This window comes from Gardnerella sp. KA01002 (genome assembly GCF_049244015.1).
Taxonomy (GTDB): domain Bacteria; phylum Actinomycetota; class Actinomycetes; order Actinomycetales; family Bifidobacteriaceae; genus Bifidobacterium; species Bifidobacterium vaginale.
Genome location: NZ_CP058365.1, coordinates 1,125,799 through 1,143,398, shown reverse-complemented (window position 1 = coordinate 1,143,398; position 17,600 = coordinate 1,125,799). Strand labels below are relative to the sequence as shown.

Genomic DNA, 17,600 nt, shown 5'->3' with positions numbered 1-17,600 from the left:
ACATAGTCGTACAAATGTACTATAATTAAATACTTAATAAGGATTTAGGAGGAATTATGGGAGATTTTGGAAATTTTAACAGCAATTATGCTGGCAACTTTGCACAAAACCCAACAATTGTCGACGCGCAGGCTACTTATGTGCGCGAGCAGGCAGAGCGAGTGAGTGTGCGTCGCGTTTACGCAGAGATGACTGTTGGACTAATTGTCACAACGCTTGTGGCAATGTTTACGCAAAGTACGGGTGCGCTTTACTCTTACTTGTATGCTACGGGTCGATTTGGATTCTTCGGCATTATTATTGCGCAAGTGGTGCTTGCTGTTGTGCTTGGAATGCGCGTTATGAAAATGAGCGTTTTTGCTGCGCGTGCGATGTTCTATGCGTATGCTGCGCTTACTGGTTTTACGCTTAGTACGATTTTTACTGTGTTTAGTCTCGGCTCTATTGCAATGGTTTTGGCTTTAACTGCTGGATTCTTCCTGTGCCTTACAATGCTTGCGCTCACTACAAAAGTGAATATGCTTAAGGCTGGTCCTATTCTTATGGTGGCTTTGCTGGTGTTGTGCGTGAGTCAGGTAATTCTTATGTTTGTTGCTCCAAGTGCTGGAACAATGCGATTTATTGCTGCGATTGCAGTGCTGATTTTTGCAGGTCTTACGGCTTACGATGCACAGAAAACTCGTGCGATTTTTGAAGCGTATGCTGATCAGCCAGAAATGATTAAACGTATTTCGATTATTTGCGCGTTTAATCTTTATTTGGACTTCATCAACATGTTTGTGTACTTGCTGGAGTTGCTGGGAAATAGGCGCGACTAGATACGAGTATGTGCGTTTTCCTAGGGATTATGGTAGGCTATTCGCTTGTGTGATTGATGTGCATACTGCGTAGCAATCACACATGGATGGGTGTCCGAGCGGTCTAAGGAGACGGTCTTGAAAACCGTTGTAGGGAAACCTACCGCGAGTTCGAATCTCGCCTCATCCGCAAACGGGGTTTCTAGCAAATCGCTAGAAACCCTTTTTTCATGCCAAAAACCCTTGATATATCAACGTTTTTGGCTTGTTTTTGTGTGTATGCGTAGTGTGTTTGCGCGACGACCTGCCGTATTTTGGTACAATCGCACTACAGCTAGATAGAACGATAGTTATGCTCTTGAGATGCGATGGAGTCAAGTACGAATCGCGCGCCACTTCGATTCTTCTGGCTGCTTATAAAATCCTGCGGAGAATAAGGCGCTGCGCTGTTAAACATCTCCTCGTATTGCGAAACGCTTAATTGCGTGCGATTGTTTAGCGACTTTAAGTGCTGATCAGAAAACAGCGCTCTACGCCAGTCTGGAACAAGTGTTGCGCTAAAGAATTCTGCTACAGCGCCAGAACCGTAGGAGAACAAGCCGATTTTTTGACCTGAGAGTAAAGGAGACAGGCATGTCGGCGATTCGTTTGTGTGTGTTGCGGAAGATAAGTCGCAAGAAACCTCACTATCGCCATCAACCGCAGAATAGTCAAAATTCTTAAAATAATCGTAATCAAGTAAAGAAATTAATCCTAAATAGAGTGAACCAGTGTAAATATTACCGATTCGGCGACTATATTGTGTGCTGTCTTGGTATCGCGCAAGAAGACGTTCGCGCGTATCGCTTGTAATAGGCGCGCTCGACTTTTCCTCCAACCCAGCTCGAAGCGCTTTAAGCCCCATTTTTGTGTATGGAAGATGGAAGCAAATCGCCTCAAAATCGTTGAAATTGCAGGCGTTTTCCGCACTGTACCGCTGCCACACGTCGCAGAACATGCGAATGTATTGTTCGGTTGAAAACTTTCCGCGAGCCAACGCCGTGCTTTGATATACGGGACGCCAAAAATCCTGGATTTCCGCTGATTTTACAACGCTGTCGTCGTTGATTTGCAACACGCGCGGATTCTCGCTTACAAGCATCGCCACAGCACCAGCGCCTTGCGTCACCTCGCCAGGAGTGCCAACGCCGTAGCGCGCAATGTCTGCAGCAATCACCAAAACTTGCGCGCCAGGATGTGTCAAAACGTAGTCACGAGCCATCATAAGCGCCGCAGTTCCGCCATAACACGCTTCTTTTACTTCCACGCAGCGCACCCACGAGCTAAGGTTTAGAAGTTTGTGAATGTAAAGCGCGCTGGATTTGCTGGCGTCGACGCCGCTTTCTGTGCCAACGATCACCATTTTGAGGCGGTTGCTGTCGATGTACGGCATCAGCGGCAGCGCAGCTTGAGCGCCAAGTGTTACGATGTCTTGGTGGTTTGGTGGCACTGCCTGTTGGCTTTGACCGATTCCGATTGTGAATTTGTTCGGGTCTATTCCGCGCTCAATCGCAAGGTCGCGCATGCTTAGATAGCAATTTGGAGTTGCGAAAGTTATGCGGTCGATTCCGACTTTTGGCGTGTTTTTTGAAGTATTTCTCATGATTTCCTATTTTTTTTAAGGCGATTTTTTTTTAAGGACGATTTTAGTGGTGTAAATTTTACGGCACGGTTGCTTGCGACTTATCCCAAACAGAAGAAAGTCGCAGTTAACCGAGTAACACGTGTAATTATCATTTTAAACTCTAAGTATTTTTGTCTTTTCGCAAATTATCAAGAATCATCCTTGCAGAATTCGTGTTTAAATCGGAAGAATTTTCGTTTAGAAGCGCGTGCACAACTTTTTGAATTTCGTCTCCGCGCGCCCCAGATGCTATAGCGATATTTGCGGCTTGAAGGCGCATATGACCCGCCTGGATTCCAGGACCTGCGAGTGCGCGAAGGGCCGCCAGGTTTTGCACGAGTCCTACGGCTGCTAGAACGTTACGGAAATCGTTGGCGTTATTGACTTCAGCAACTTGCAGCGCGACTTTTGACATTGGGAGCGAGGCGATTGCGCCGCCCACTGTGCCGATTTGCAACGGGATTTCGATGCGACCGTAAAGGATTTGGTCGCTATTTTGCAAGGCCCATGTTGAAAGAGGCATGTAACGACCAGATTTTGCTGCCCATTCGTGTGCGGCGGCTTGTAATGCGCGCGTGTCGTTGCCAGATACGAGTGCTGCAGCCACTATTCCGTTTAGGATTCCTTTGTTGTGGGTTGCAGCGCGCTCCGCGTCTACGGCGGCCAGGGAGCTTAAGGTGGCGATGCGGCGCGCAAGGCGCATGCCGTCGGCATCTCCAGCCGCGGCTGTTTTTGCGCTAGGCACGAGCGCTTCTACGGGTATGCGCACTTCGGCGACTGTTGCCGCGCGGCTGGAGTTGGCAAGAATTGCCACCAGCGCCTTGCGCCCAACCCAGCTTTCCAGCTGGGTTTTAACAGCTTCGCCAATAGTGTTTGCAATGTTTGCTCCCATTGCATCGCACGCGTTTATGTCTAGTGTTAACTTGGCGAAGCCTGTTAACGCCGCCGCCTGCGCGCATTCTAATCCGCCGCCGCGTTGGTATATTGATGGGTGTGCGGAGCGCGCAACCTCACTAATCGCCGTGCGTTTTGACTCATTACGCATTATGCTATCTAGTTTTTTGGCTACGCTTCCGTCCGCGTCTTCAAAAACTATTTGCGCGCGCGTAACGTAATGTGCGCTGTGTGCTACAACGCCGTTTTCTAGGCTTTTTGACGCTATTTTTGCACCGTTGCATGCGGCAGCGATTACGGATGGCTCTTCTGTAGCCATAAGCAAGTTTCGCATAACTCCGTTTACTTCTAGTCCGCGCACAACGCCTACTGGCAGGCTGAATCGTCCGATTTGGTTTTCGATCATGCTGTTTGCAACGCTTGCAGGAATGTTTGTTTCGCTGCTTTGCGCGAGTTGCGCGAGCAGAAGTTGTGCGTAATCGCTGCTAAGCGCGCCTTCTGATTCCAGCGTTTTTATGCGCTGTTCTACGCTTAATTCTCGAAAAGCTGCCATGTTTCTCCATTTTTTGACGTCATTTTTTTGCGCTATTTGCGCTATTTTCGCGATTTTCACTTTTGCAATGTTGCTTTGACGCTATTTACGCTATTCAAGTCGCCAGCAACCGCCACATTCACCGCCAGCAACCGCGCGTATCACAACACTCCGTATGCGTTCTGCGACTTACTTCGCGCGTGTCACAACACGTGCACGTCTATCACACGTCTACTTTCGCATCCTAACTTGCATGCTCACTCCAATTCCGCCTCCCACGCACAGAGCTGCAACACCGTTTTGCATGTGATTGTCTCTAAGTGCGTAAAGAAGTGTTGTCAAAATCCTGGCTCCACTAGCGCCCAAAGGATGCCCGAGCGCAATCGCGCCGCCTCTTATGTTCAGTTTGCTTTCGTTAATGTTCAGCTGCTGGCACACGGCTATGCTTTGTGCGGCAAACGCTTCGTTAATCTCAAAAAGGTCAATGTTTTCAACGGTGTAGCCCGTGTTTTTTAGCATGCGTTCCATAACGTGTTTTGGCGCGTATCCCATAAGGTCTGGGCTGATTCCACCTTCTGCAAATCCCACGATTTCTGCCAAATAGTCGATTCCGTGCGCGATTGCGTAGTCTTTGCTCATTAAGACGAGTGCTGCTGCGCCGTCGTTGATGCCGCTTGCGTTTCCAGCGGTTACAGTAGGCGAGTGTTTTGCTCCAGAATACGCCTCACGAGTTTCATCTGCCTCGCGCATTCCACCAGTTTCGCACCTGCCAAAATCCGCCTCAAACAACGTTTTAAGCTTAGAAAGCTTCTCTATAGAAGTGTTGGCGCGCGGATGCTCGTCTCTGTTAATCACAGTTCCGTCCAAAAGCTGCACGGGTGCAATCTCCGCGTCAAAATCGCCGTTATTTTGCGCAAAAACGGCTTTCTGGTGCGATTTTAACGCAAAAGCGTCTTGCTGCTCGCGCGTTATGCCAAACTTCGCGGCCACGTTTTCGGCAGTAACTCCCATTTCTTTGCCAGTAAAAGCGTCACAAAGTCCGTCTTTTTTTAGTCCATCAACCAGTGCGCTGTTGCCGTAGCGAAGGCCACCAAATCGCACGTTTTGCGCGTAAAACGGCACGTTGCTCATGCTTTCCGTGCCTCCAGCAACTACCACTTTTGCATCTCCCATGCAAATCGCAGATTGCGCAAGGCGAATGGCTTTAAGACCAGATCCGCAAACTTCGTTGATTGTCATTGCGCAACTTGACTCGTCAAGCCCCGAGCTAAGGGCGATTTGGCGCGCAACGTTTTGACCGCTGCCTGCTTGAAGTACGTTGCCAAAAATCGCTTGATCTACAGATTTTGGACTGATTTTTGCGCGTTCGATTGCGGCTTTTGCTGCGATTGTTCCTAACTCAACAGATGTGAGCGATTTCAACGCGCCTCCGAATTTTCCTATCGGTGTGCGCGCTGCGCTTACAATCACAACATCACTCATACGTTTAGCCGCCAATCAGTTGAAAACTAGCCGATTAAAGCTATCTTGATCAAGCTATCTTATTGAAAATTATTAAAAATTGCATGTTGAAAGCTAGCACATTTAGAGTAATAGGTTTCAAACACCAACCGAACTACTTTATCGTATTTTTACGCAAAATTGCGATTTGTGAAGAATTATGTTTAATTTTTTCACAATTTGCGCACAATCATATTGACTTGGCTATTGGCGGAAGGTGATTGACCCATCGTTAGGATCCATCGACTCCACAATCGCCAGCGAATCCAAGTCATATCCAGCTTCGCGCAATGCATCTCCGCCGCCTTGGAAGCCTTTTTCAATTGCAATACCGATGCCAGCAACTGTGGCTCCAGCGTGGTGGCAAATGTCAATCAACCCTTGTAAAGCTTTGCCATTAGCCAAAAAATCGTCCAAAATTAAAACGCGGTCGTCTGCGCTCAAATATTTTCTAGACACAATTACAGGGAACTCGCGTTGCTTTGTGAACGAGAATACGGTAGACACGTATTGATCACCATCCAAGTTGATTGATTGCGCTTTCTTTGCAAAAACCACTGGAACGTTGCCAAAATGACGAGATGCAACGCACGCGATTCCGATTCCCGAAGACTCGATTGTTAGGATTTTGTTGATTTGCGTGTTTTTAAAATGCTGCGCCCATGCAGCTCCCATTGCGTCAAAAAGCGCGCAATCGCACTGGTGGTTAAGGAATGCGTCAACTTTCAAAACATTTCCTGGCTTAACAATGCCTTCTTTTTGGATACGTTTTTCAAGTTCTTGCACGATTATTCCTTTCAAATTGCGCCGCATTTTGCGTGTGCAGCGGTATCTGTATAGCTTACCCCCCGCTTTGACTCACTTGCGCGACGACCTACCTTTTCGCTTGAGAAGCGTAGCGCGAAAAGGTAATTCGGAGCGCTGAGCTTGCTCAAGGTTGAAAGCACAGTGTGCTTTCAACGCAAGCGAGGACGTGAGCGCGCTGTAACGCGCGAGCGACAAGACCTACCTTTTCGCTTAGAGCGTAGCGCGCGAACGATGCAAAACGTTGTTTAGAGCTACAAAGTGCGTCAGTTTTTCCGCTTTTTGTACGTGATTTGGGTCAAATGTGCTACAAAGTGCGTAAGTTGCGTAATGCGTATAGTGCAAAACGCACGATTTGTGTTTGGCTGCCGTTCGTTAAAATTGGTTAGAGTTTAATTTTTGCGATTTGGAACACGGGAGTGAGGGGCTTTTGAGCAAGTACGGTTACGATTTTGATTTGTTTGGCAATCCAGAAGATTCCAGCGAGCAGAGCGATGCTTCTGTTAGCGATGCTCCTATTAGTGATGCTCCTATTAATGAAGATATGACGAGCGAAGTTTCTGCTTCTACGGTTGCTGGCGATTTTTCCGCAAAATATTCAAATTCCGTACAATCTTCCCAAACAGCTCAATCTTCTGCCGCTGCCCAATACTCTCAAACATCCGCACAATCTTCCAACATTCCTGAAATCAACCCACAATCGCTTTTAGAAGGCTTAAATCCACAGCAATCCAAGGCTGTTCAATACACTGGCCCAGCGCTTTTAATCGGAGCTGGCGCAGGCAGCGGCAAAACGCGTGTTCTTACGCGCCGAATCGCGTGGATTTTGGCTAATCGCAAGGCGTGGCCGAGCCAAATTCTTGCAATCACGTTTACAAATAAAGCGGCTGCGGAGATGCGCGAGCGCTTGGCGAGCTTAATAGGCAATAGTGCAAATAGCATGTGGGTTTCCACTTTCCATTCTGCTTGCGTTAAAATTCTTCGCGCTCATGGCGATTCAATCGGCTTAAAATCAGGTTTTTCTATCTACGATTCTTCCGATTGCGAGCGTCTTGTCAAAATAATCGCATCCGAATTGAACATCGATATTAAAAAGTTTACGCCTAAACTTTTATTGTCTAAGATATCTGATTTCAAAAATAATTTGGTTACTTGGCAGGAAAATCTTAAAAATTACGCACCAGATTATAAGCCAGGCGCGTCTGTATCTGGTGCATCTAGCTTTAATGCTGCTGGCAATGCTGATGCGCTTTATGCTGCTGTTTACGCGGAGTATCAAAATAGGCTTAGCGTTTCGAATGCTGTTGATTTTGACGATTTGATTATGTTAACGGTTAAGCTTTTGCGCCAAAATCCGCAAGTTAGCGCGTATTACAAGCGAAAGTTCCGTTACATTTTGGTTGACGAATATCAGGATACCAATCACGCGCAATACGTGTTGATTCGTGAGCTTGCAGGTGTGGATGATTATTCCACTGATTCCACTGTTTCATCAGTTTCACCAGATTCCACTCAACTTCCGCAATCTTCAATCACGGTTGTTGGCGATTCCGACCAGTCAATTTACGCTTTCCGCGGTGCAGATATTCGCAATATTCAAGACTTTGAGCAGGATTTTCCAAGCGCTACAACAATTATGTTGGAGCAGAATTATCGCTCTACGCAAACCATTTTGGATGCTGCAAATGCTGTGATCTCCAACAACGCTAATCGAAAACCTAAAAAGTTGTGGACATCTTTAGGCAAAGGCTCGCCGATTGTCGGTTATGTAGCAGATAACGCGCAAGGTGAAGCTTCTTGGGTTGCTCAAGAAATCGCGCGTTTGGCAGGCGAAGATGGCGTAAACTATTCAGATATTGCGATTATGTATCGCGCAAATTCGCAATCGCGTAGCTTAGAAGATGCGCTTATTAAGTCGGGCTTGCCTTATCAACTTGTTGGCGGAACTAAGTTCTATGAGCGTCGCGAAGTCAAAGATGCGCTTGCTTACTTGCAGTCGATTGCAAACCCTGATGACGATGTCAATATGCGCCGCATTTTAAACGTTCCGAAGCGTGGTCTTGGTGCGCGTGCTGAGTCGCAGATTACGTCTTATGCAAAAGAAAATTCTATAAGTTTTTGGTCTGCTCTTAGTCAAATAGATAAGATTGCAGAACAAATTGGTATTTCATCTAGAACTTTTAATGCGCTTAAGAGTTTTAGGGATCTTATGACTTCGCTTATTGACTTTATGAAAGCTAACGATTCCAAGCCTTCTAAGGTTGTGGAGAACGTGCTTAACGAGAGCGGATTGTTGCAGGATTTGCGAGAGTCTAAGGACCCTCAAGACGAATTTAGAGTAGATAACTTGTCTCAATTACAATCGGTTGCAGCCGAGTATGAGCAGAATACGCCTGATGCTAATGTTGCTGGTTTTTTGGAGACTACGGCTTTGGTTGCGGATTCGGATCAGCTTCCAGACCAGGGCGAAGATACTGGAAAAGTTACGCTTATGACGCTTCACACGGCTAAAGGTTTGGAATATCCTGTTGTGTTTTTGACTGGAATGGAGCAGGGCACTTTTCCTCATTCGCGCTGTGTTGACAATCAAAAGGAGCTTTGCGAGGAGCGTCGTCTTGCATACGTTGGCATAACTCGCGCTAAGAAGATTTTGTACGTCACTTGGGCGGCTGAGAGATCGCAATGGGGCAAGTCAGCGGAAATGATCCAAAGCCAGTTTTTGGACGAGATTCCTGCCGATTTGATTTCTTGGAAGCGCAAGGAAGCAGATGTTATGCGTGCTGGGCTTAGAGGAGCGGGCAGTGATTTTGACCGCGATTTTGACAGTGATTTTGGAAGCGATGGTAGTTGGGACGACGATTCGTACACCACTTACGGCGGATCGAGTTACAGAAAATCGCATTATGGCAAGTCGTATAGCTCAAAGTCTTATGGCTCTAATTCATATGGCAATTCATATGGCAAATCGTATGGTTCAAAGTCTGGCAAAGTCACCACTCGTATTGCCAGAAAATCGAGTGCATCATACCAGCATCAATCGTTCACTTCAAATTTGCAGTCATCTGCATCATCATTGTCTTATAAAAAACAGGGTTTGCAAGAAAAGGACAATCACTTAAATATCAACGATTTTCATGAAGGCGATAAAATTTCGCACGACACTTACGGTCTTGGAACTGTTCTTAAAACGCAAGACAAGGGAAGAAACTCAATTATTACAGTTGACTTTGGTTCGGATGGTGTAAAAAGACTCATGTTAAGAGTTGCACCAATTGAGAAATTGTAAAATTGTAAAATTTTTCGTTTTATAAATGTTGCACTTAAAATAATGGAATCCTATTGGAGATTACTTTAAATTGTTAATTGTAATATTGTTATAACTAGTGCGCGATTATATACACTAAAACAAAATATTCAAGACTTGTTTTCTATTAAGCTATACGAAAAAATATAAAAGTAGGAAAAATATAGAAGTAAACGAAACCGCAAATGTGTAAGATTCGTGACTCAAGAGTAAGTCGATTAAGCTCTTAAACATTGCGATTGTATTTATAAAGAGATTTTAAAAGGCGTGGCGCTTGCAAACGTGAGTGCCGTAAAGCGTGTTGCATTAAACAAAAAGCAACACTAAAAAATAATAGCTAGATTTAATGAGGTATTTATTATGAAAAACAAATTATTCGCATCGCTTCATGCAATTATTTTTGGAATTCTTATTGCTATAGCGCCATTGACATTTGCAAAACCATGCTCAACTGGAGGCATGCATAAAATGCAAAAAATGCCTATGATGATGCAACCTATGGCATGCTACTACACAAGCCGCGTGGCTATTGGAATTGGCGTAGTTATTGCAATTCTAGGCATTATTGCGCTATTTGTTAAAGAACACGTTCGTGCTGGCTTAAATATTGCTGTAATCGTTAACTCTCTGTTTATGATCGCTACTACAACATTCCTTATTGGTGTTTGCAAAAGTCCAATGATGCATTGCGCATCTGTTATGCGTCCAACGTTGATTGTGCTATCTGTACTAGCGTTGGTGTTTGCATCTGTTAGCGTGTATCTTGACACTAAATCTGCTTGCTAGTGCGCATCTAAGTAATTTACTATGCACAATATTACATTAAAGCGATTGCCGCTAGAAAACCTAAAGCAAAAGCCGCTTAGAACCGCCGCGTTAATCGTGGTTTCCGCGTGCTTAGCTGCAGTGTTTTTTGGCGGCTCGCTAATCTCCCTTAATCTTTCTAATGGTTTAAGTAGTATGCGCGCTCGCCTTGGCGCGGATATTATGGTTATTCCGCAAAACACTTACAATCGTGCGGAAGCGTTGCTAACTAATGGCGGATCGAGCACGTTTTACTTTACGAACAATATTGAGGATTTTGTGCGAAAATCAAAAGGCGTTGAAAAAGCAAGCGTACAAACTTACATATCTTCTCTATCTGCTGGATGCTGCGCAGAAAAGTTGCAAATCATAGGTTTTGACCCTACGAGTGACTTTGTAATCGCGCCATGGATTTATTCGCAACACAAAAGTGAGCTTAAAAAAGGGCAGATGATTGCAGGCGCAAACGTGCTTGTGTCTTACAAAAACACGGTTCGCTTGTATGGGCACGAATGGCCGATTGTTGCGCAACTTGCTAAAACGGGCACTAGCCTAGACAACTCAGTGTTTGTAAACAGAGACACGATTCCAGCGGTTATTAAATATTCTTCTAAAGTTGGGCACACTGCGATTCCTGCAAAATACGCGCGCAAGGCAGTTAGCGCTGTTCTTGTAAAAGTGAGCAAGGGTTTTAGCGCTCAAAAAGTTGCGGAAAATATTCGTAAAACTAGCGGAATTAAAAGTCTTGGAGTGGTCTTTCCAGGCGGAATTACCGAGCAGACTAAAAAGAGCTTAGAGGTGCTAAATAAGGCGATTTTTCTTGGCATTCTTGCGTTTTGGCTTGTGGGCGTGTTGATTCTTGTGTGCGTTTTTGCATCTTCTACATCGGAGCGCAAGAGGGAATTTGCTTCATTGAGGATTCTTGGTGCAAATAGGCGCATGCTTCTAAAGATGGTTGCGCGTGAATCGTCTGCGATTGGTTTTGGCGGAGGCGTGATTGGCGTTGCTTTTGCTTCGCTTATTTTGTTCCCATATAATGTTGTTATTTCTCAACAGTTGCAACTGCCGTACTTGGAGTCGAATGTTTGGTTTGTGTGCGCGCTTTCGGCAGTTTCCGTAGCGTTTTCGCTCGCTAGTGTTTTGGTAACTTCTGCGATTATTGTGGGGCGAATCGCAAGCAGGGAAGCGTATTTGACTTTAAGAGATGGCGAATAAAATGGCGAATAAAGTTGTTAGTAACGATTTAGTAGTAAATCTTAAAAATGTCACTCGCGAATTTAAACGCAAAAATAGGAAGTTTATTGCTGTAGACAATGTTAATTTTTCGCTTAAAGCTGGCGACTTTGTTGCGATTGTGGGCAAGTCTGGCAATGGAAAATCTACTCTTTTAAACATGATTGCAGGTCTTTTAAAGCCGACGCGTGGAAACGTTACGATTTTTGGATGCAATATTTCACTGCCTTCTATAAGCGACGAGCAAATTTCTGCGATTCGCGCAAAAAACATTGGTTTTGTTACGCAATCGCAGACGCTGCTTGCTAATTTGAATGTGATAAATAACGTTATTTTGCCTGTTAAGATTTTTGATGCTTCTTCTAAGCGAATAGGCGATTCAGCGGAAAAACTTCATCCAGAAGATTGTGTGAATGTGACTTCCTTCGCTATGGATTTGCTTAAGCGACTTAACGTGGACGATCTTGCGCATTGTTATCCACATGAGCTTTCTGGCGGAGAAATGAGACGCGTTATGATTGCGCGCTCTTTGATTAACAACCCACGTTTACTGCTGTTGGATGAGCCTACGGGCGATTTGGATTCGCAAAACACTCAAACTGTGGTGTCTTTGCTGCGCGATTGTGCGGATTCTGGCGCGGCTGTTTTAGTCGTTACTCACGATGAATCGGTTGCTGCAAGCGCTAACAGTGTTTACACAATGGACTCTGGTGTTCTTCGCGCACGCGCGCTTTGACTGAGCGCTTAGACCGCGCGAGCGATATTCCGCTTTTTGTTGCTGTTTTTACTGGTTTGAGCTACATTCTCGGGAAAAATTGACGCATTTTGTAGCTTTAATTAGCGTTTTGAGCAACAAAAAGCGTCAACCATTTCCGCACTTTGTACCACATTTGACCTAAATCACGTACAAAAAGCGTACACAGTTTCGTATTCTACGGCGCGGAGTAGTATAAGGAACGATGCCTATTTTTCGTAGGCATTATCTGGAGCCTTAGCCCATCAGTGGGTCGGCGCGCAAGAATTATGGCGTTATTTCAGCGTTTTAATGCTTTCGCGTTCGTGTGTTAGCACGAAGAAGCACTGGAGAGGCCGGCTCAGCGTGAACAATCGTAAATGTTTGGTTCACGTTCCGTTCAGATAACGACAGAATAAAGGATTAGTAATGACTAATATTCAGCGTTCTCGCCGTCAGGTGCGTCTTTCTCGCGCCCTCGGCATCGCTTTGACCCCAAAGGCTCAGCGTATTTTCGAGAAGCGTCCATATGCTCCAGGTGAGCACGGCCGCACTCGTCGTCGTACCGAGTCCGATTACGCAGTACGTCTTCGCGAGAAGCAGCGTCTTCGCGCTCAGTACGGTCTTTCCGAGAAGCAGCTTCGTGCAGCTTACGAAAAGGGTACGCACACTGCAGGTCAGACTGGTGACGCAATGCTCACCGATTTGGAAACCCGTCTTGACGCTTTAGTTTTGCGCGCAGGCTTTGCTCGCACAACCGCTCAGGCTCGCCAGTTTGTTGTGCATCGTCACATTTTGGTAGATGGCAATCTTGTTGATCGCCCATCCTACCGTGTTAAGCCAGGCCAGACCATTCAGGTTCGCGCTAAGAGCCAGACAATGGTGCCATTCCAGATGGCTGCTGAAGGCGTTCATCGTGACGTTTTGCCAGCAGTTCCTGGTTACCTCGATGTGAATCTTGCCTCTTTGAAGGCTACTTTGACTCGTAAGCCGGAAGTCGATCAGATTCCAGTTGAAGTCAACATCCAGTACGTCGTCGAGTACTACGCTCGCTAAATTCTGGATTTCATTCTTAAGGACATACCGCTTGACCCCTGCTGTGCATTGCATAGTGGGGGTCAATGCGTTTTATTTGCTATTCTTCCCGTGTTTTGTAGTTCTGATTGGTGTGTTGGACTACAAAGTGCGGAAGTTTTTCCGCATTTTGTTGTTCAACACGCTGTTTAGAGCTACAAAGTGCGGAAAATACTGCACGAATCGTAGTGCATTTGTATAAAATCAGTATGAACTACGTAAAAGTTGGTTACATGTTGGTGCACATTAACTTTTGTTTGGGATTAGTCGCCAGCAACCGTACATTTTGTAACAAAACAGTTTAATAAAAAAACAAAATCATATATAATTATTCACAATAATATTCGTTATATTACAAAATATAACATTCTGCGAGTGTTGAATCAGAAAATATATAATAGATAACTGAGCGTCTAGTAAGCGTTGTAAGTAAGAAGATACAAGAATAAGAAGTTATGCGAAAATAAAAGAAGATAAAGAAGAATAAAGAGACGATGGAGTCAAAGATGTCTCAAATTAGCAATGAAGAAGATGTGAAAGCGGTGCAAGAAGCACAGCAATATATGACTGCGCACAACGCACAGTATGCAGAAGATGCAGAAGATGTAAGAGACGCAAAAGACGTGTTAAGCAATAACGTTTTTGAAGGGGATGATTTTGTGGAAAAGCCTAAAAAAGTTGCAGGACTTCACAATATTCCAACAACAGCTGGTTTCGCTGGTCCTGGTGGTGGATTTGAAGGTGGCGCTGCAGCAGGATTTGAAATTGATGAAGACGGCACTACGCATAAGAAGGCAGATGAGCGTCAAGTTGAAAAAAGCTTGGAAGACACAGATGCTTTTGATGCAATAGACATTAATGCAATTCGCGCTAGGAACAAGGCTGGCGGCGCAAACCACTCGGTTATTAACAAAATAACCAGCACGGGTGTTGGAGATTCTTCGCTGAGTAGTCTTGTAGCTCAAGCAGAAGAAGAGGCGGCTGAAAACGTGCAGTCTGCGCAATCCACTATGCATTCGGACTCATACCAAGGATTACAGTCACCAATGCATTCTTCGATAGGAGATAATTCCTTCTACCAAACGCAACAAATTCCGACTGTTCAAACTCCTATTCGAGATTTCGGTGGAGAGTATCCGTATAAGTTGTATCGTCCAGGAACATACGCACGTGAGCATATTCGTATTACGGCAACAAAGCTTTCCGACGGTCGTGACTTTTTCTACATCGACGACAACCCAGAATATGTTAGCGGGCACAAAACAAGGGAGCTGATCGACCCTAGAAAGTTGGCGTATCGCTTTACATCTCATTTTGATAGCGAAGGTAATGAGGTTCCTAGCGAAGTTCCGCAAATGCGTCAGGATCCGCTTACAGGAGACTGGATTCCTATGTCTAGGCTGTGGGCAAAACGACCAGCTCCTGTTCTTAGAGAGAGTTCAAATAGCGATAGCTTAAATAGTGATAGTAATCAGCAATCAAGAATCGACCCATTCGCTGGTAGAAAGCCAGAATCTGAGTATCAAGATGGTGAAATTCCAGACGAAGACTACGACGTTGTTGTTTTTGAAAACCGTTATCCAGCTATGGCTCAGGTTGCAGGAGTGCCAAACACAACAACCTACGTTGACGGCAATCCGCTGTGGAAGCAGGCTCCTGCAGCTGGTCGTTGTGAGGTGATTTGCTTTAGTTCCAACGAAAACATGCTTCCAGCTAATCTTTCTGTTTTGCGAATGCGCACGATTGTTGAAGCCTGGGCGTTTAGAACCGCGGAAATTAGCCAAATTGATGGCATTAAGCAGATTTATCCTTTTGAAAATCACGGCAGCCAAATTGGTGTGACTTTGAATCATCCTCACGGTCAGATTTACGCTTATCCGTTTATTGCTCCTAGGTTGGAGCAGGAGTTGCGTCACACAGAGGCTTATTTTGAGCGTACTGGCAGTAATCTTCTTAAGGATTTGATGAATTCGGAGATTGAGGCTAAAAAGCGTGTGATTATGCATAATCATAGTTGGGTTGCGTATGTTCCAGCAGCAGCGCGTTGGCCTCTAGAAGTGCATGTTGCTCCTGTTCGTGATGTTCTTACTTTGGATCAGCTTGACGACCAAGAGCGTTGGGATTTGGCACAAATTTATATAACACTTCTTAGACGTGCTAATAAGTTCTTTGGTTTTAATGGCGACTCTAGTACTAAATCGTTTGCAGGTTCGGCTGCTTTCGACTTATCTTCTGGTATTAGTGCTGCAAATTCTAGCGAATTTGTTGATTTGCCTTATGTTGCAGCATGGCATCAGGCTCCTGTGCATGATTCTCGTCGTGCGCATTATCGTCTTAATTTACAATTCTTCTCGTTTATGCGAGATGCTAACAAAATCAAGTATTTGGCTGGGTCGGAAGCTGGGATGGCATCTTGGATTTCTGATACAACGCCAGAGCTGATTGCAAGTAGGTTCCAAGAATTAGGCGATGTTGATTTAGATTAGTCTGACCTGTATTAGTCTGATTAAACAAATAACAAAGTCAATTTGTGTGAAGCACTGTGTGAAGCATTGTTTAAAGCATTGTATAAAGCATTGTATAAAACATTGTGTAGAACAATTTATTAAAAGTGAGATGATTAAGTTATGTTGCTGCATCTTTATTTAGTTCGTCATGGTCAAACCATGTTTAATTGCTACAATCGTCTTCAAGGCTGGTCAAATTCTCCTCTTACCGATAAAGGACTTGCAGACGCAGATCGTGCAGCAGAAAAATTAGCTAATGTCATTTTTGCTGCAGCATATTGTTCAGATACAACTCGTGCTCAAATCACTGCTGAGCGTATTTTAAGTGAAAACGAAAAACACACTCATGCTCGACCACAACTCATAAGCGATATGCATTTTCGTGAGCAATGCTACGGCTATTTTGAAGGCCAAGACATGAATATGGCTTGGTGGGCTGCAGGTGCTCCTCATGGTGCTAAAACATATAACGAGATTGTTGAAAAATTTGGTCTTGCTGCAACTCGAGATATGCTTAAAGAGGCGGATCCGTTCCATGATGCTGAGTCGGATATTGAGTATTGGAAGCGTGTTGAGGGCGGTTTTAAAATAATCGCCAGCAATCCAGTGTTAAAAGATGGAGATAGTGTTTTGCAAATATCTCACGGGAACACGCTTTTAAGTCTTATGCATCGTTTTGCGCCTGCTGGTTACGATTTGAGCGAGCGTCCGCAAAATGGTAGTGTGACTCGTTTAGATTTTGACACTTCTAAGCCGCTTGATCAGTCTATAACTATTAAGGGTTACAACGAGTAGAGCGTACTGTAAATCCACTTTTATATATTGATATATTAAGGTTGATATATTAAGAAAGATATGTGTTAGTGGTTTACTCGAAGAGTCTTGACTCTTCGTTAATCTTTTAAATACATTGCGTGGGTTAGTCGCGCGTAAAAACAGCAGGAAAGAGGTTACGATGAGCGTTGGAGACATAGCTGCTCTAATTGCCGCGATTTCGTTTGCGGTTCTTTCTGGTTTTATGATTTATCCTCTGATTAGGTTGGGTAAGATGTTTAATCAGATTGCTCAAACCGTTAAGGAATCAGGTGAACATGCTTTGCCTGCTATTGATGAGTCTGTTACTACAGTAAAGCAAGTAAACAAAACCTTAGAAGATGTTAATGCTGTTACGGATGCTGCTCGCACCACTGCGACTAATGTTGGTGCTCTTACAGATTTGTATGGTGCTTTTCTTGGAAAACCTATTATTAAGATTGCTGCAGCTGGATATGCTCTTAAGGACACTATTAACGCATTCTTCAATAAGCCTACAGTTCCAACGGATTTTTCAGAATCTTCTGCACGCCACGCAGCTAATTCTGGTGAGTCGAGTGAGTCCAAGGGGGAGTGATGTTTAAGCGTTTATTCTGGCTTTGCGTAGGAATAGTAATAGGCGTGATGTCTGTTACTAAGGCTCGCGCTTATATTAAAGGAAAATTCCCAGAAAGTGTTGGAGATTTTTTCTTTGATAAAGATTCGAAGAATCTTACTTTAACCACGATTTTGTCTTTATTTAAGGATTTTAATTCCAGCAGAAAAACTCACGAGTCGCAGCTTAATTCTAAGTATGCTAATAAGTATGCTAAATAAAATAAGCTTGTTAATAAGTCTTGAAAGTTTTTTATAACTAAAGTTTTTATAGGTAAAGTTTTATAATCAAAAATTGGTCTTGCAGATTAATCATTCTGCGACTCGCGCCTTAAAGCATGATGGTAT

At 44.5% G+C, this 17,600-nt stretch carries 14 protein-coding genes and 1 tRNA gene; 11 read left to right on the top strand and 4 right to left on the bottom strand.

Annotated elements, in window-relative coordinates:
- Window positions 1-56 precede the first annotated feature (56 nt).
- The gene (locus HXT60_RS04525) at window positions 57-818 is read left to right on the top strand and encodes a Bax inhibitor-1/YccA family protein (protein WP_004117411.1); all 762 of its coding nucleotides are present in this window, start codon (window positions 57-59) and stop codon (window positions 816-818) included.
- An 84-nt stretch (window positions 819-902) separates the two neighbouring features.
- A tRNA-Ser gene (locus tag HXT60_RS04520) sits at window positions 903-987 on the top strand.
- A 144-nt stretch (window positions 988-1,131) separates the two neighbouring features.
- Here HXT60_RS04520 and HXT60_RS04515 read toward each other — a convergent pair.
- From HXT60_RS04515 to HXT60_RS04500, 4 genes are all read right to left on the bottom strand, one after another.
- Window positions 1,132-2,439, bottom strand: coding sequence for a hydroxymethylglutaryl-CoA synthase (locus tag HXT60_RS04515; protein WP_174160408.1), 1,308 nt, complete (start codon window positions 2,437-2,439; stop codon window positions 1,132-1,134).
- Window positions 2,440-2,581: 142 nt separating this feature from the next.
- Window positions 2,582-3,907 (bottom strand): hydroxymethylglutaryl-CoA reductase, degradative, encoded by a 1,326-nt coding sequence (locus HXT60_RS04510; protein ID WP_421790860.1) that lies wholly within the window; start codon window positions 3,905-3,907, stop codon window positions 2,582-2,584.
- Window positions 3,908-4,117: 210 nt separating this feature from the next.
- On the bottom strand, window positions 4,118-5,368 hold the full coding sequence (locus HXT60_RS04505; RefSeq protein WP_421790858.1) for a thiolase family protein: 1,251 nt from the start codon (window positions 5,366-5,368) through the stop codon (window positions 4,118-4,120).
- Window positions 5,369-5,590: 222 nt separating this feature from the next.
- Complete coding sequence (locus HXT60_RS04500; protein ID WP_065189354.1) at window positions 5,591-6,172, bottom strand: xanthine phosphoribosyltransferase; 582 nt, start codon at window positions 6,170-6,172, stop codon at window positions 5,591-5,593.
- Between the two features lie 448 nt (window positions 6,173-6,620).
- On the opposite strand from HXT60_RS04500, the gene HXT60_RS04495 reads away from it, so the two are divergent.
- The 9 genes from HXT60_RS04495 (at window position 6,621) to HXT60_RS04455 (ending at window position 17,474) form a co-directional block, all read left to right on the top strand.
- Window positions 6,621-9,476 carry an ATP-dependent helicase gene (locus HXT60_RS04495; protein ID WP_421790855.1) on the top strand — a complete coding sequence of 952 codons (2,856 nt, stop codon included), beginning with the start codon at window positions 6,621-6,623 and terminating at the stop codon, window positions 9,474-9,476.
- Window positions 9,477-9,854: 378 nt separating this feature from the next.
- Complete coding sequence (locus HXT60_RS04490; RefSeq protein ID WP_004113387.1) at window positions 9,855-10,280, top strand: DUF4418 family protein; 426 nt, start codon at window positions 9,855-9,857, stop codon at window positions 10,278-10,280.
- Window positions 10,281-10,301: 21 nt separating this feature from the next.
- The gene (locus HXT60_RS04485) at window positions 10,302-11,513 is read left to right on the top strand and encodes an FtsX-like permease family protein (RefSeq protein WP_421790853.1); all 1,212 of its coding nucleotides are present in this window, start codon (window positions 10,302-10,304) and stop codon (window positions 11,511-11,513) included.
- A gap of 1 nt (window position 11,514) precedes the next feature.
- A complete protein-coding gene (locus HXT60_RS04480; RefSeq protein WP_415706949.1) occupies window positions 11,515-12,267 on the top strand; it encodes an ABC transporter ATP-binding protein in 753 nt (250 codons plus the stop codon).
- Window positions 12,268-12,693: 426 nt separating this feature from the next.
- On the top strand, window positions 12,694-13,320 hold the full coding sequence (gene rpsD / locus HXT60_RS04475; RefSeq protein ID WP_004113375.1) for a 30S ribosomal protein S4: 627 nt from the start codon (window positions 12,694-12,696) through the stop codon (window positions 13,318-13,320).
- 1,109 nt (window positions 13,321-14,429) lie between these two features.
- Window positions 14,430-15,824, top strand: coding sequence for a galactose-1-phosphate uridylyltransferase (gene galT / locus HXT60_RS04470; protein WP_310648341.1), 1,395 nt, complete (start codon window positions 14,430-14,432; stop codon window positions 15,822-15,824).
- 141 nt (window positions 15,825-15,965) lie between these two features.
- A complete protein-coding gene (locus HXT60_RS04465) occupies window positions 15,966-16,640 on the top strand; it encodes a histidine phosphatase family protein (protein WP_004114659.1) in 675 nt (224 codons plus the stop codon).
- 160 nt (window positions 16,641-16,800) lie between these two features.
- On the top strand, window positions 16,801-17,235 hold the full coding sequence (locus HXT60_RS04460) for a DUF948 domain-containing protein (RefSeq protein ID WP_004113368.1): 435 nt from the start codon (window positions 16,801-16,803) through the stop codon (window positions 17,233-17,235).
- Window positions 17,235-17,474, top strand: a complete 240-nt coding sequence (locus HXT60_RS04455) for a hypothetical protein (RefSeq protein WP_421790850.1) — start codon at window positions 17,235-17,237, stop codon at window positions 17,472-17,474. Before HXT60_RS04460 ends, HXT60_RS04455 begins: the two co-directional genes overlap by 1 nt.
- Window positions 17,475-17,600: the final 126 nt, after the last annotated feature.

What these genes read in the sequence shown, in the direction of transcription:
- HXT60_RS04510 (WP_421790860.1), bottom strand. Translation starts at nt 3,907, where the DNA reads ATGGCAGCTTTTCGAGAATTAAGCGTAGAACAGCGCATAAAAACGCTG.
- HXT60_RS04490 (WP_004113387.1), top strand. Translation starts at nt 9,855, where the DNA reads ATGAAAAACAAATTATTCGCATCGCTTCATGCAATTATTTTTGGAATT.
- rpsD (WP_004113375.1), top strand. Translation starts at nt 12,694, where the DNA reads ATGACTAATATTCAGCGTTCTCGCCGTCAGGTGCGTCTTTCTCGCGCC.
- HXT60_RS04505 (WP_421790858.1), bottom strand. Translation starts at nt 5,368, where the DNA reads ATGAGTGATGTTGTGATTGTAAGCGCAGCGCGCACACCGATAGGAAAA.
- HXT60_RS04455 (WP_421790850.1), top strand. Translation starts at nt 17,235, where the DNA reads ATGTTTAAGCGTTTATTCTGGCTTTGCGTAGGAATAGTAATAGGCGTG.
- HXT60_RS04460 (WP_004113368.1), top strand. Translation starts at nt 16,801, where the DNA reads ATGAGCGTTGGAGACATAGCTGCTCTAATTGCCGCGATTTCGTTTGCG.
- HXT60_RS04485 (WP_421790853.1), top strand. Translation starts at nt 10,302, where the DNA reads ATGCACAATATTACATTAAAGCGATTGCCGCTAGAAAACCTAAAGCAA.
- HXT60_RS04525 (WP_004117411.1), top strand. Translation starts at nt 57, where the DNA reads ATGGGAGATTTTGGAAATTTTAACAGCAATTATGCTGGCAACTTTGCA.
- HXT60_RS04480 (WP_415706949.1), top strand. Translation starts at nt 11,515, where the DNA reads ATGGCGAATAAAGTTGTTAGTAACGATTTAGTAGTAAATCTTAAAAAT.
- HXT60_RS04465 (WP_004114659.1), top strand. Translation starts at nt 15,966, where the DNA reads ATGTTGCTGCATCTTTATTTAGTTCGTCATGGTCAAACCATGTTTAAT.
- HXT60_RS04515 (WP_174160408.1), bottom strand. Translation starts at nt 2,439, where the DNA reads ATGAGAAATACTTCAAAAAACACGCCAAAAGTCGGAATCGACCGCATA.